This is a genomic window from Flaviflexus sp., from assembly GCF_052087705.1.
Taxonomy (GTDB): Bacteria; Actinomycetota; Actinomycetes; order Actinomycetales; family Actinomycetaceae; genus Flaviflexus; species Flaviflexus ciconiae.
On sequence record NZ_JBQCYC010000004.1, the window covers coordinates 1 to 14416 of the forward strand.

A 14416-nucleotide genomic window follows, 5' to 3' on the forward strand; every position below is an offset into this window, starting at 1 on the left:
TCGCCGGTCATCCCTACGAGTGGAGCTTCTACACCTCGCCCTACGAGGTTGATCTGACCTCAACATACTGGGGAACGAGCGAGGATCTGCACGAGGTTGTTGCCCTGTTCAAGCTGGGCAAGATCAAGTCGCAGTACACGCCGTACAACATGGATCAGGCCATCGACGCCTACACCGCGCTCGTCAACGGCGAGCTTTCCGGCCGAGCCGTCGTCGTACCCCACGCCTAGGGACTGCCCATCGATACCATCCCGCTATCCGCTGTCGCCCGCTCCCATTCGCGGGCGACAGCCCTGCGTCTCGCTTAATTCCGGGCACCGTAGCGCGTGCGATTCACCCGAGGATGCCGTGTTGGCAACCAGCTTCTCCACATCCTTGGCTTTCTCTATCTCACAGTGGTTGCGGGCCCACTAGTTCGAACCGATTACTAGACTGGTGGGGTGCTTATCGCCCTACCACCCTCCGAGGGGAAGACAGCTCCCACTATTGGGCCTGCTCTCGACCTCGATTCGCTCAGCATCCAGCCCTTCACCGACCTCCGTCACGAGCTCGTGAGAGAACTCGAAACGGTGAGCGCGGGCGATAATGCTCTCGACGTCCTCGGTGTTGGGGCAACGGTTCGCGGCGAGGTGGAAGATCAGCAGCACCTATCTTCGCTCCCCTGCGCACCCGCCCACGAGGTTTACACCGGCGTCCTCTACCAGGCCGCAGAATTCTCGAGCCTCAGCGAGGAAGAGTTGGCAAGGGCAGGCGATTCTGTCCTGATCTTCTCGGGACTGTTCGGAGCCACCTCCCCCACGGACCTCATCCCCAGGTATCGGTTGAAGATGGGAGTGAAGCTTCCGGCCGGCACCCCAAAGGCCCGCTGGCGAAAACTCTGGCATCACCTCGATGAGCGGGCCGACGGTCAGCTCGTCATCGACGCTCGATCCTCTGATTACGCGGGATGGTCGATCCCCGATTCCGCCACTCACGTCAAGATTGGTGCAGTTCGAGAGACGGATGGCATCCGTAAGGTCATCACCCATAACGCCAAGTACTACCGGGGTCTTTTTACCAGGCTTGCACTCACCGCACAGGCGGTGCCGACGACGGCCGACGATCTCGCACATCTCGGCAGCGAACAGCCAGAGATCGACGCTATCGAGCTCAGCGGAACCGGCCGCAATCTCACGCTCACGGTCGTTGACCGCGAGCAGGCCGCCTAGTCCGGGCAACAACAAGGCAACGTAGTTCCCGCAACGACAGATCCACCTAGCTTTCGGTAAGAAAGAGGCCTCGACAATCCCCGGTTCGGTTTCTGAATCGGCCACCCAGCGGGGTTGGCAATTGCTGCACGAAACGACAAACAGCTCGTGAAAACAAGTAGCCCGTGACGACATACCGGCAGTGCCATCATTCCGGCACGCCACCTCTACCCACTCCTGCAATAAAACTGCGGGTAGATCGAAGATTGCGGGGCAATCCGGTTAAAGCCGACGCACTCCGACCCGCATTACCCCTGGCGGACCACCACTGCACCGGTGTCTTCGGTCAGGTAGACCTCGTCGGCAGCCATGGCTTTGATTTGTTCAATCTCAATAAGGGATAGGTCGAGCCCACCGTCAACCGTTCCGTCGGTCCGCATGATCACCACGCCGGTTCCGGACAGCATGCGGGATTCTTCGTAGGCCTCAACGAGCGGGGGTGCTATGCGGGAGGTTAGGGCGCTACGGTTTTCCTGCACCCCTGCGATTTCCGACTCAACCCCGGCCACTTCGTCATCCTTGCGCTTTACGAGTGCGAGGCGCGCCCCGTCGAGTCGTTCGTCTTCTGCTTTGTCGGATGCGGTGTCGGCTTCGATTGCTTCCAGCTGTTCCATTGCTTCTAGCTGGCTCATTTCAACGTCGTCGCGGGATTCCTTGAAGCCGTCGATTTCGCCCTGGAGGACCATGAGCTGACGCGAATCCATTCCTTCACCAGAGTCGAGCTGGGATTGCTTCCGCGTGATCGCGGCTGTTAGTTGCTCCACCTTGGTTTCGGCCTCCGCAATGGTGGCCTCGATGGGTTCCTTTCGGGCAGCTCGCGCCGCCGCTGCGCTGCGGTGCTCCTTGAGCGCGTGTTCGGCGTCAGTGAGTTCGGCATAGACCGGGAGGTTGGCAAGCTTGTGACGGAGCCTTTGCAGGTCCCCATCGATTGAGGAGAGGTCGATGAGCAGGTTCTGGTCTTCGGCCGATGCCTTCATAAACGTCCCTCCGTCGCCTGGCCCGCCGTCGTTGGCGAAGCCCCTGGCACGCTTACGAAACTTGGAGCGTCGTGAGGCAGGTGGGGTCCTGCTCTCCCGTGGCAATCTCGGCCGTGCCGGTCTTCCCATCATACTCGACAGTCAGGGTTGCCTCGATGTCCGCGGGGAGCCAGACTCCGACGAAACCGTTGTCGTACATCGTCATCGTTTCATCGACGAGAACCTCACCGTCAGAGCTGACGATCTGGACGTCAACGTCCTCGTTCTGGATCTCACCGACGCAGGTCGTCAGCGAATGGTAGAAGCAGTCGTGCGTCTGTGAAACGTATGGCGCAAAGGACAGATAGAACTGATCATCCGGCAGGTCAACGAGCTTCTCGTCACCGGACTCAGCGTCGGCAAGGAGCACCTCGTTAGCGCGAACGGACGCGATGATGGTCTGCGGCCGATCCGCCTTCGGTAGCCGATCGAGGTAGTCGACCATGTCAACCCCGTCCATGGCCCCCAGCGATTCCATGGAAAGACCTCCGGCCTGTTCGAGAACCTGGGGATCCGACTCCAGCGCGTCATCCTCGGAGGAGCAGCCGACCAACGCAAACGGCACGAGGGCAAGAAGGGCAAGAAGGGCAAACGTTTTCTTCATGAACACATTGTAAATACCGAATTCATTACATCTGGCCCATAAGTCCCGGTTTGGGATATTTGTGGCGGAATTCCGAACGAGGGGCTTGCGGCTTTCTCCTGCCACGCTTATCAATGCAGAGAGCGCGAGAGATCTCGCTGACCGGCGGCCTACTCGACCGCACGTGGACGCACCAAGGCCGTTCGACACCACCCGTTCGAATACGAAACAGGCAGTCAAGGACGCGCAGTTAACCTGGAGTAACACGACCGGGTTGGAGCATGTTCATCCTTTCAACCCATGATTTTAGCCACGATACCCCGCTGAAGAGACCACAAGATGAGATGAGAAGTCCACTTGCTGGACCGATACTGGGAATAGTCGAAGACTGAAGTCATGGACAAGAATGCACAGACATCTGAGGATCGTTCATCGAAGCTCGCGGTGACGGTCTTCCCGATCATTATTATTGCGGGCTTCCTTTTCGCGTTCCTCGCGCCGGAAGCGGCAATGCCGTGGACGGGGCACACGAGCATTGCTCTTGGCATCATCATGTTTGGCATGGGACTCACGCTCACCGTCCCGGACTTTGCGATGGTGTTCCGTCACCCGCTCCCGGTCCTGCTCGGCCTTATTGCCCAGTACGTCATCATGCCGCTGATCGCCGTGACACTGACGTGGGTCTTCAACCTTGATCCCACGATTGCCGTAGGCGTCATTCTTGTCGGATGCGCGCCGGGTGGCACCAGTTCGAATGTCATCACCTACCTATCGAAGGGCGATGTGGCGCTGTCCGTCACAATGACCTCGATCTCGACCCTGCTTGCCCCACTCATCACCCCGGTTCTAACGCTGTGGCTGGCCGATAACTACCTGCCGGTCTCCGCTTCGGACATGGCGATGTCGATCGTCAAGATGGTTCTCGTCCCCGTTATCGGCGGTCTTGTTGTTCGCTGGCTCGCGGGCAGGTGGATCGCAAAGATCCTTCCGATCCTCCCTTGGGTTTCCGTCCTCGGCATCACCTATGTCGTTATCGCAGTCGTGTCACGCTCCGCTGATTCCATTGTTGAGGCGGGCCTGCTGGTTCTCCTTGTCGTTGTTCTCCACAACGGGCTTGGATACTTGCTGGGTTACGGTGCAGGCAAGCTCTTCAAGAGAAGCGAACGCGTCTCCCGCACCATGTCGGTTGAGGTCGGCATGCAGAACTCCGGTCTTGCAGCTACCCTCGCTGGCCAGTACTTCGATCCCGTGTCGGCCCTGCCGGCCGCGGTGTTCTCTGTCTGGCACAACATCTCCGGCGGCCTCCTTTCCCTCTTTTACCGGGCACGCCCCACAAAGGACACGGGAGCCACCGCATCGACCGATGCCGCAATCACGGAAGCGAACTCCCAGGTAGAGCGCTAGCCGCACATTAGCGTCACTGACGTCTTCATCGCTTGAGGCGGGACCGACCGGTCCCGCCTCAATCTTGCCTGCAGTCTTTGTTACCAACAGTCATTCGAATAGCGTCCAATTGCCCAACTCTAATGAGCCAGAACTTTCAGATGCGCCGTTGGTTTTCAGGTCCTTTAATGGGGTGTGGGTCGATCTGCTTGAGGTCAGGCTTTGGCTTCCTGCCTGCTGACGATCCCGTTAATCCAGATCGGGGCGTAGGGAGATGTGCAGTTCGGGGGTGTCGGATAGTCCTTGAGGACTTCAAGGCGTTCGCCTATCTCGACGGCTCTCCCCCTGAAATCAGGATGGTGGATGCCAATCTGGGCGAGGCACGTGTTCATCGTCCACTGGAGCCGCTCGGCCGCCTCTCCCATCTCGCTCTCAATGAGGTCGAGGAGCGTATCGAGATCGAGACCCTCGGGTTTCTTCACCACCCGTTCCGCGGTCAGGTCCCAGTAGGCGGCGGCAACCTCGACGTCGCTATCCTCGAACCAGCGGAGTCGGAGCTCTTCAGCATGCGGGGATTTCTTGATGAGGTAGTTGAGAAGCCAGTCTCGCACCTTCGGGGTTCGAGCATCCCGAAGCATCTCATCGTATTCAGTGGCCGAGTATTCCTTAGGTCGGGTCACGAGAATCGCAACGAGCCGTGCCGCGCTGTCACCCGTGGCCCACAGTTCTCGCGCCAAGTCGGGTTGCTTCTTCAGTCTCTTGGCTATGCCTCTTAGCTTCGTCAGGTTGACCGCATGATTATCACCGTGCCGAGCATTGACTGCGAGGATTTTTGGATCCTCGAGCGCCTTGAGTTCCGCAAGGACCTGACCGACCGTATCTTTACCCATTCGCTCCTCCACTAGCAACACCGATTCTTGTCTTCTCTGGCCAAGCGAGCATAGAGAGGGCGACGCATCTTCCTCGGCCACTCTACTGCCGGGAGATACGCTCGCGAAAGCACCTAAGCTCATATCTTGGGGCGGTGACAGCGACTGCTTCCCACGGATGGCCACTCCTGGGAGGTGCCTACGCCAAGGACGTTCGACTCGCGGCGACATGCTCATCATCAACCAGTTCCAGAGCAACATCGTCTGGTTCCAGCAGGGCGCTCGGATATTCGAAGAAGTGTTCGAGCCCGAACAGTCTCTGGTTAAGAAGGAGGCCGGTGCGCAGGATCACTGTCCTACGCACCGGCCTAACTCCCCCTCGTGACGCAACCACAATCGCCACCAGGAACTTCAGTTAATCATTCTTTCCTCTCAGTGCGCACCTCATTCGCTCCTTATTGACGTAGGAGATAGCCACAAGCGGAATATTGGCAGGACACACCAGCGCACATTCGCCGTGGAGAGAGCACGGACCAAAGTGCTCATCCGCTTCCTCCAGCATGACATCGGCTCTCATTCCTCGCTCGGAGGCGGGAATGGGAAGCATGGACAGATGGGCAAGCTTTGCACCGAGGTACAGGTTCGCAGAACCGTTGGGGCAGGCCGCCACGCAGGCACCGCAACCGATACAGGCGGCGAAATCGAGTGCCAGTTCTGCCGTGTCGTACGTGATTCGGTCCGTATCGGCATCGGGTGCCGTGCCAGCAGCGACCTGGACGTGGCCCCCAGCATACATAACGTCCACGAGCGCGCTACGTTCGACCATGAGGTCCTTGACGACGGGGTAAGCCCCGGAGCGGAACGGTTCAATGGTGACCGTCTCACCGTCGTTAAACGAGGACAGCCGCTGGTGGCAGGCGGGGGTACGCGGGGTCGGGCCATGCGGTCTTCTGTTAACCAGGATTCCGCAGGCACCGCAGATGCCTTCACGACAGTCCGACTCGAAGGTGACGGGATCGCCGCCCTCCTTGACGATGTCGTCGTTCATCTTGTCCAGCATTTCCAGGACGGAAAGAGACGGCTCAAGGTCATTCACCGTGCGCGTTTCGAACCTGCCATCATCGGCCGGGGTGCCTTGGCGCCATACTTTCACTGTCAGTTTCATCGGTAATCCCTCACCTCGAGCGGAACAGCTTCGTATTCGAGCGGCTCCGTATGTCTCGTAAACACCGGCTCATCGGACCATCCGTGGCTTTCCCACGCGGAGATCTTTGCCCAGTTCTCGTCGTCACGCTTCGCCTCGCCGCCACTCGTCTGGTGCTCCACCCTAAAGTGCGCTCCGCACGACTCATCGCGGTCGTAGGCGTCAACGCAGAGCATCTCGGCAAGCTGGAGATAGTCCTCCACCCGACCCGCGTATTCGAGCTCCTGGTTGACCCGGTCGACAGGGCCAGCAATAAGCAGGTCCTCATAAAACTCGGAACGGATCTGACGGATCTTTGCGATAGCCGCGATGAGACCCTCGGCGCTTCTCGTCACCCCGCATCCTTCATAGAGAACCTCACCAAGCCTGCGGTGGTAGTCGCGTGGCGGGGTCTGACCATCGATGGCAAGGAGCCGGTCAAACCGCGAATATGACGACTCCAGTGCCTCGGTGACCGCCGGGCCATCTTCGGAGATGACGGGTTTGCCGAGATGACCTGCCAGATAATCAGGAACCGTGTTCGGAATCGTGAACCAGCCATCGACACAGGCCGACAGGAGGGAGTTCGCTCCCAGCCGGTTAGCGCCGTGGTAACCAAAGCCTGCCTCACCGGCAGCAAACAGCCCGGGGATCGACGTCATGAGCTGGTAGTCGGTCCAGAGCCCTCCCATGGTGAAATGGGCGCCCGGAGCAATCCTCATGGGAACCGTGTACGGGTCCTCACCTGTCGCATCGTCATACATGTGGAAGAGATTCCCGTACCTGGCGGCAATCTCATCCCTACCGAGGCGCGCAATCGCATCCCTAAAGTCCAGGTACACCGAGTTCTTCAACGGACCAACGCCGTGACCGGCGTCAATCACGTCCTTCGCGGCACGTGAAGCAACATCGCGGGGCGTGAGGTTACCGAAGGCCGGATACTTCCGTTCCAAATAGTAGTCGCGCTCCCCTTCCGGAATGTCGTTGGCGGGGCGGGAATCACCCGGTTCCTTCGGAACCCAGATCCGACCATCGTTACGCAGCGACTCAGACATAAGAATTGTCTTTGACTGCCACTCCGTCGAAATCGGCAGAGCAGTCGGATGGAACTGAATAAACGACGGCATCGCCATGTGGGCACCGCGGCGGTGCGCCCGCCACGCGGCCGACGCATTCGAGTTCTTTGCAAGAGTCGACCGGTAATAGATGTTGCCGTAGCCGCCGGTCGCCAAAACAACCGCGTGACCAAGAAGCGTCTTCAGCTCACCCGTGAGCAGGTTCCGGACAATCACGCCCTGAGCCCGACCGTCTTCCACAACGAGGTCAACCATTTCGTGACGCACATACTGCTTCACCCGACCGGCATTCACCTGCCTGGCAAGATCCGACGCCGCAGCCACCTGCAACTGCTGGCCCGTTTGACCGCGAGTGTAATAGGTGCGGGACACCTGCACGCCACCAAACGAACGAGTATTCAGTGAACCGCCGTACTCGCGAGCGAACGGAACGCCAATCGCATTCAAGTGGTCAATCACGCCAGCGGATACTTCGGCAAGTCGGAAGGCCTCGCGCTCGCGGCCCCGGAAGTCACCACCCTTGACTGTGTCTTTAACGAATCTGCTGACGGAGTCGTTATCGACCTTCTTGGCGCGCGCGGCGTTGATACCTCCCTGGGCGGCCACGGAGTGCGCCCGCCGCGGAGCATCGTGGTAGGTCACGGAAATAACGTTGTAGCCCAGGTCGGCGAGCGTCGCCGCGGATCCCGCACCGGCCAGGCCCGTTCCAACAACAATAATCGTGAACTTCCGACGGTTTGAGGTACCGACTAGGCGGTAATCCTTCTTGGCGCGGGACCACGCTTCATCGGCCGGTCCGCCCGGTTCGCGCGAATCGAGGAGCATTCCCTGCCTAACCTTTGGTGCGCCCTTCCTGCGGGATGCAAGGCTTAACCGTTCCTTCCCCACGCCATTTGCTGGAGTTCCTGCGGAGTGTCGTGCCTGACCTGTCGGAGATGCTGCTGGCGTCTTTTTCTTCCATCCGAACTTCATGACACGACTCCCATCAAAACGGCGGCGGGAATGGACAGGTTGACGAGGGCGACCACGAGGGCAAGCAGGTGAGCTACTGCCTTCCATACGGTGCGCGTTCGCAGGGCTGTCACACCCAGGTCGGTTGCAAGAACCCACAGGCCGTGGACGAGATGGAAAGCGAGGGCCACCATCGAAACCATGTAGATGCTGGCAAACAGCGGGTTGCTGAACGAATTGATGAGGTTCTCGTACGCGAAGGACTCGGTGGCAGTTGGCGCCTGGAAATCGCTATTCGCTTGACCGGTTGTCAGGTCAAGGATGTGGAAGACCACAAAAACCATGAGGATCAGCCCGGTGGTCAGCATGAGGCGGGAAATGAAGGAGCCGCCGTGGAGCCTTGCCTTCGATCCGCCTCCCCGGAGTTCGAATCCCCGATACCTCATCAGCAGGGTCGACCAGATGTGAAGGATCAGTGCGGCTCCCATGACGATCCGAACGATCCACAGCAGACCCATCTCCGGCAGGAGCGGATCGCCAACGACACGGAGCCAGTGCGCATAGGCATTGAAGCTCTCCGGACCCGAGTACACCTTGAGGTTGCCGACCATGTGGATCGTGACAAAGAGGGCAAGAAGCACGCCGGTCATTGCAGCGGTTACCTTAAGGCTCCAGTTGCTCGGGCGCACTCTCTCGATACGGCCACCGGCCTTGCCGATACGACCCCTCTCAAGCAAAATGTCATCCGCGCCGGTTACTCTGCCTTCACGCGGCAGGGTTCGCACCGGGGGTTTCTTTACTGTTTCCTGAGCCATCTATGCCTCTCTCACAGCCGTGCCTCACGACGTGAGGACGATCTATCCCCATTGTAAGAAGGGATATTGTCCACACTCTGGGACTTTCGAAGGGAACCGGACACCCTGGATAATCCGACCATTCCACCAAGACCTCGCGAAAGAATGTGCAGTATCCCGGGGAACCTCCACATCGCAACCCACCAACGGTTTCCCGCTCAGGAAGATGACGGGTGAAGGATCTAACACCATCAGTAATTGCACTTAGTGCAAATCACTTCGTACTCTTGTCTGGTGCTTAATAGAAAGATTCGGAATACCGAATCAGTCAAGGAGAGGAACCGGCAGGCAATTATCGATGCTGCCGGCGAGCTCGCGAGCACCCGAGGGATCGGAAACTTCACCGCTGTTGATTTGGCGGAGCGGGCCGGGACTTCGCGTCGCTCGATCTTTAACCACTTTCATTCCGCGGATGATGCTGTCTACGCGTACCTGTCCCAGTGTCTTGAGGGCCTGTTCGAACGCGCTAGCAACATCGGAGAGTCGACCGGTTCGGCCGACGACCTGATCAGCTATCTCCAGCGCACCGTGCTCCTTGACGAGTCGTACGAGATCTTGGAGCACATCTCGGCCGTGATCTCGACCGATGCTCGCAGGTCAGGGACTCTCGCGTGGGCAAGCCAGATTATCGAGCGGGCTGCCAATGTCCTTGCAGACGCGGTCCGCCACGCCGTTCCCAATGTCAGTGACGTGGATGCTCACCTGCTTTCCCACACGATCATCTCGGCAATCCAAACCGCCCAGGCCCTCTGGGTGAATATGTCCGAGGAGCATAAGGGCTCCCGCGAGGAATGGAACTCCCTCCATCATCGCGCTCTTGAACTTGTCCGTATCGGACCCGTTGCTCTGCGGGCCGACTCAGCCATCTAGTCCGAAAGGCCCCCTTCATGGCTAAACTCCTCCAGCGGCTCGGCCGCTCGAGTGCCGCCCACGCCCCGATCGTTGTTGCGATCTGGGTTGTCCTTCTCGTCGGTGCGATCCTGCTTGGAACGTTCGCCGGCGGCCAGTACTCATCTGCCCTGACCATTCCGGGCACCCGGAGCCAGGATCTCGCCGATCGCCTGGCCGAGGAGCTTCCCGAGGCCGCGAAGGGAAGCGGAACAATCACGTTCACGTCATCCGACGGTGAGCCTTTAAACGACGAAGAGATCGCGGAGATCTCATCCGCTCTTGAAGCTGGTGGCAGCGTTGACGGAGTGTCGTCCGTCCTTGATCCGTTCACGGTCCAGGAGGAGATGGCTACCGGAGTCGAGGAGGCAACCGCCGGCTATGACGCACTCGTCGCTGGCCAGGAAGAACTCGATGCTGGGCTTGAAGAGCTCGAGGCCGGTCAGGCACAGCTCGACGCCGCCCAGGAGGAGTTGGATGCTGGTCGGGCACAGCTCGACGAAGCCATGGCCCAGCTTCCCGACGTGCCTGTCGATCAGCTTCCCGCTGACGTCGCCGCACAGGTGGAGGCTCTCGAGGCGCAGGTCGCTGAGCTTGATGCCGCCCAGGCCGAGATCGACACCCAGCAGGCCACGCTTGATACTGCTCGGGCTGAGGCCGCAGCCGGCCAGGAACAGCTCGATGCTGGTTTTGCCGAGCTCGAGAACGCACGAGCTCTCCTTGACATCATGGGTGACTACACGGTGGTGTCGGACGATGGCACGGCCGCAATCGCTACCGTGACGTTTGATGGGTCGGGTATGACCGTCCCGGCGGAAACCACGACCGGTTTGAAGGACGCCATCAGCAACAATCTGTCGGACAATGTTGAGGCCTACTATTCCCAGTCCATTGCGACCGACCTGTCGAACATCGTTGGTGCCGCCGAGATCGTCGGCCTTCTCGTTGCCGCGATCGTCCTGTACGTCATGCTCCGGAGCCTCCTCACGGCAGCGCTACCGCTCATGACCGCACTCATTGGTGTTGGCATCACCGTCATGGTCACCCAGGCCCTTGCTGGCGTCATCGAGATGCACCAGGTGTCCCCAATTCTGGGCGTCATGCTGGGCCTCGCCGTCGGCATCGACTACACCTTGTTCGTCGTCAACCGGCACCGTACGCAACTGCGGCGCGGTTACTCCGTTGACGAGTCGATCGGCCTGGCCGTGGGCACGTCCGGTAACGCCGTTGTGTTCGCCGGCATGACGGTGATCATCGCTCTCGTCGCTCTCAACGTTGTTGGCATTCCGTTCCTTGGCATTCTCGGCAACGTCGCTGCCCTGGCAGTGCTTGTCGCCGTTCTCCTGACGATCACGTTGACCCCGGCGATGCTTCACTTCCTCGGGTACCGGGTGCTTCCCAAGAAGCAGCGTGCGGAAGCCGAGGCCCTGGACCACATCGTTCCGCTCGAGACCTCGAACGGTAAAAAGCAGACCCCGGCACCGGCCCGCCACCCGTGGCTCACCACCGTCGGTTCCATCATTCTCCTTGGCATCCTCGCGATCCCGTTCTTCTCGATGAGGCTCGGCCTTCCCGACGGTTCGAATGAGGATCCGGGAACAGATGCCTACGAAAGCCACATGATCACCTCCGAGGCCTTCGGCCCCGGTCGCAACGGCCCCCACATCGTGGCAGCCGACCTGCCAGACGGCCTCGACGAGGCCGCCTCCCAGGAGATCATCACGACGGTTGGCCAGGAGCTCTACGCCCACGAGGAGATCGTTTCGGTCCTCCCGGGTGGCACTTCGGAGGATGGCACTCTCGCGATCTTCCAGGTCATTGGCACCACCGGCCCGTCGGATGCTGAGACGGAGGACCTGGTCCACGATATTCGCGACATGTCTCCGATCACCGTTGGTGACAGTGAGGTCGCTGTCGAGGTCACGGGCCAGACAGCCATGCAGATCGATGTCTCGGAGAACCTCGGCGAGGCACTGCCGATCTACCTCGGCGTTGTCATCCTCATCTCGTTCATCTTGCTCGTCATCGTGTTTCGTTCGATCCTTGTCCCGCTGCTCGCCACGGTTGGCTTCCTGTTCTCGGTTCTTGCCGCCATGGGTGCCGTTGTTGCGATCTTCCAGTGGGGCTGGTTCGGTGAGATCTTCGGGGTCCACAACCCCGGCCCGGTCCTGTCGTTCCTCCCGACACTCATAGTCGGCATCCTGTTCGGCCTTGCAATGGACTACCAGCTGTTCCTCACCACCGGCATGAGAGAGTCCTGGGCACACGGCAGGCCCGCCAAGAAGGCCGTTGTTGACGGTCTCTACGCCGGACGCGCAGTTGTTGTCGCGGCGGCACTCATCATGTTCTCCGTGTTCGCTGGCTTCATCTTCTCCGGTATGTCGATGATCCGTCCGATCGGCTTCGGCCTTGCCATCGGTATTCTCCTCGACGCCTTTGTCGTCCGCATGGCACTCGTGCCGGCTGCCATGACGATCCTTGGCGAGAGGGCCTGGTGGATCCCGGCCTGGCTCGACAAGATCCTGCCGAGCGTCGACGTGGAGGGTTCCTCTATCCAGGACGAGACGACCTTCGCGGAAGCCCCGCAGGGCTCCGCTTCGGCGGGCTCGGCAACAAACTCCGACACGGTCGCAGTTGCCAATAACGGTTCGGTTCCTGCGGATTCCTCGAACGAACCTGCCGGTCACGGCAAGCACGCTCGGCCCGCTGAGGACCAATAACCACCGCGACTAGCTGAGTCACTCCCCCGCACATGGACCATTGGTTCGTGGCGGGGGAGTTTCTTCTTGCCACAAATTCTCATACGTGGCTTTCTTGTTTGCGTGATAGTCGAGTGTCCATTTTCAGCAGGTGATTGCCGTTTACGATAAGACCATGCCCCACTATGTCGACACGGTAGATGGATCCCGATACAGCCTCGACGAGCCGCGATGGCGATCGGAGACCGGTCGGCCGCTCTGGATTGAACCAGGCTCGGGTCTCACTCCCGAAGACATCGACACGTCCGTACCAACGCTGTGGCGGTACTCGGCCGCATTGCCCGTACCGGTTCAGCACCCAATTACGCTCGGCGAGGGACTCACTCCCCTGATCGATAAGGACTGGGGCGCTCTCCGGCCACTCTTCAAGCTCGATTTCCTGAACCCCACGGGCAGCTTCAAGGACCGTGGCACGAGCGTCATGCTGTCCTACCTTCGGGAGCGCGGCATGACCGAGGTTCTCGAAGACTCTTCCGGCAACGGTGGATCGTCGGTAGCTGGCTACGGGGCTGCCGGTGGCATGGATGTCACGATCTTTGCCCCGTCAAGCACCTCGCCTTCAAAGATCACCCAGATGCGTTCCTACGCCGCAAACGTTGAACTGGTTGACGGACCGAGGGAAGCGTCCCAAGATGCTGCCATCGCCCACTCGGATAAGACGTTCTACGCGAGTCACAACTGGCAGGCCTTCTTCCTGCAAGGAACGAAGACACTGGCCTACGAGATATGGGAGGATCTCGGGTTCTCCGCACCCGATTCGATCATTGTTCCGGTCGGTGCCGGGAGTAGCCTGCTCGGATGCTGGCTGGGGTTCACCGAGCTGTTCCACGCCGGGATGATCTCCCACATTCCGCGGCTATTTGCGGCCCAGCCACTCAACTGCTCCCCCGTCGACGCCTCCTTCACAGCGCATTCGGGCCACGTACCGAACCGGAAGGTGCTTCCTACGATTGCGGAAGGCACGGCAATTAAGAAACCCTTGAGGATGGTCCAGATCTTGGCGGCGCTGCGTGACTCCGGCGGATCCTCGGTCGCTGTTCCCGAACAGGACATTGCGGTGGCTCTCGAAAGGCTCGTATCCGCGGGCCTGTTTGTTGAGCCCACAAGCGCAACAGCAGCCGCGGCCCTCGACATACTCTTGAAGCGCGGCCATATCGCCAAGTCGGAAACCACCGTTGTTCTCCTCACCGGTTCTGGACTCAAGGCCGCAAACAAAGTGAGCGAACTCATTAGCGACGTCCGCGAGCACAACCAACCGGGAGCGGCGTCCTAGCTTCTTGCGCGGTGCAAGTACGTGACGTTCTGCAATGCAACAAGATAACGCTTCCTCCCGGCAGTCGAGCAATCCTTCACCGTAGCTGGGACACGTGTGACGTGAGCGATGGGCTGGGGCCTGCAGTCAGGGTATAGTAGAGACCGCGCATACGCGCCATATCCGACCGTTGAGAGTGAGGTGAGGGCCGTGAACAGTGACAGTTCCCGTCATCGATTAAGGACCACGTCCTCCCTGCCGACTCCCGGTCGACCTTTGTCACCGTATCTTTAGGCACCTGAGGGCGTGGTGAAATTGAGCCGTGCCCCACCGTGGGATGGCTCCGCTTTACCTA

The 14416-nt window shown here is 59.8% G+C and carries 13 protein-coding genes; 6 read left to right on the plus strand and 7 right to left on the minus strand.

The window, feature by feature from the left end:
• Together ACTHUY_RS03140 and ACTHUY_RS03145 are read left to right on the plus strand one after the other, a co-directional pair.
• On the plus strand, positions 1–230 hold a 230-nt coding region (locus tag ACTHUY_RS03140; RefSeq protein ID WP_441655587.1), incomplete at its 5' end, for a hypothetical protein.
• A 210-nt stretch (positions 231–440) separates the two neighbouring features.
• On the plus strand, positions 441–1208 hold the full coding sequence (locus tag ACTHUY_RS03145; RefSeq protein WP_441655586.1) for a YaaA family protein: 768 nt from the start codon (positions 441–443) through the stop codon (positions 1206–1208).
• Between the two features lie 287 nt (positions 1209–1495).
• On the opposite strand, the gene ACTHUY_RS03150 is transcribed toward ACTHUY_RS03145, so the two are convergent.
• A complete protein-coding gene (locus tag ACTHUY_RS03150; RefSeq protein ID WP_441655585.1) occupies positions 1496–2224 on the minus strand; it encodes a zinc ribbon domain-containing protein in 729 nt (242 codons plus the stop codon).
• Between the two features lie 52 nt (positions 2225–2276).
• On the minus strand, positions 2277–2867 hold the full coding sequence (locus ACTHUY_RS03155) for a CueP family metal-binding protein (RefSeq protein ID WP_441655584.1): 591 nt from the start codon (positions 2865–2867) through the stop codon (positions 2277–2279).
• A gap of 375 nt (positions 2868–3242) precedes the next feature.
• Between ACTHUY_RS03155 and ACTHUY_RS03160 the strand changes: the two genes are divergently transcribed.
• The gene (locus tag ACTHUY_RS03160; RefSeq protein ID WP_441655583.1) at positions 3243–4250 is read left to right on the plus strand and encodes a bile acid:sodium symporter family protein; all 1008 of its coding nucleotides are present in this window, start codon (positions 3243–3245) and stop codon (positions 4248–4250) included.
• 194 nt (positions 4251–4444) lie between these two features.
• On the opposite strand, the gene ACTHUY_RS03165 is transcribed toward ACTHUY_RS03160, so the two are convergent.
• The 5 genes from ACTHUY_RS03165 to ACTHUY_RS03185 form a co-directional block, all read right to left on the minus strand.
• A complete protein-coding gene (locus ACTHUY_RS03165; protein WP_441677646.1) occupies positions 4445–5119 on the minus strand; it encodes a DNA alkylation repair protein in 675 nt (224 codons plus the stop codon).
• A 178-nt stretch (positions 5120–5297) separates the two neighbouring features.
• Positions 5298–5462, minus strand: a complete 165-nt coding sequence (locus ACTHUY_RS03170) for a hypothetical protein (protein ID WP_441677648.1) — start codon at positions 5460–5462, stop codon at positions 5298–5300.
• A 51-nt stretch (positions 5463–5513) separates the two neighbouring features.
• Positions 5514–6263 carry a succinate dehydrogenase/fumarate reductase iron-sulfur subunit gene (locus tag ACTHUY_RS03175; RefSeq protein WP_441655580.1) on the minus strand — a complete coding sequence of 250 codons (750 nt, stop codon included), beginning with the start codon at positions 6261–6263 and terminating at the stop codon, positions 5514–5516.
• The gene (locus ACTHUY_RS03180; protein WP_441675981.1) at positions 6260–8182 is read right to left on the minus strand and encodes a fumarate reductase/succinate dehydrogenase flavoprotein subunit; all 1923 of its coding nucleotides are present in this window, start codon (positions 8180–8182) and stop codon (positions 6260–6262) included. The genes ACTHUY_RS03175 and ACTHUY_RS03180 overlap by 4 nt, the downstream gene beginning before the upstream one ends.
• 143 nt (positions 8183–8325) lie before the next feature.
• Positions 8326–9093, minus strand: a complete 768-nt coding sequence (locus ACTHUY_RS03185; protein WP_441655579.1) for a succinate dehydrogenase cytochrome b subunit — start codon at positions 9091–9093, stop codon at positions 8326–8328.
• A gap of 303 nt (positions 9094–9396) precedes the next feature.
• Between ACTHUY_RS03185 and ACTHUY_RS03190 the strand changes: the two genes are divergently transcribed.
• The 3 genes from ACTHUY_RS03190 (at position 9397) to ACTHUY_RS03200 (ending at position 14082) form a co-directional block, all read left to right on the plus strand.
• Positions 9397–10032, plus strand: coding sequence for a TetR/AcrR family transcriptional regulator (locus tag ACTHUY_RS03190; protein WP_441655578.1), 636 nt, complete (start codon positions 9397–9399; stop codon positions 10030–10032).
• A 17-nt stretch (positions 10033–10049) separates the two neighbouring features.
• Positions 10050–12770: an MMPL family transporter gene (locus tag ACTHUY_RS03195; protein ID WP_441655577.1), complete on the plus strand. Its 2721-nt coding sequence runs from the start codon at positions 10050–10052 to the stop codon at positions 12768–12770.
• Positions 12771–12924: 154 nt separating this feature from the next.
• Positions 12925–14082: a threonine synthase gene (locus tag ACTHUY_RS03200; RefSeq protein WP_441655576.1), complete on the plus strand. Its 1158-nt coding sequence runs from the start codon at positions 12925–12927 to the stop codon at positions 14080–14082.
• The last annotated feature ends 334 nt before the right edge of the window (positions 14083–14416 follow it).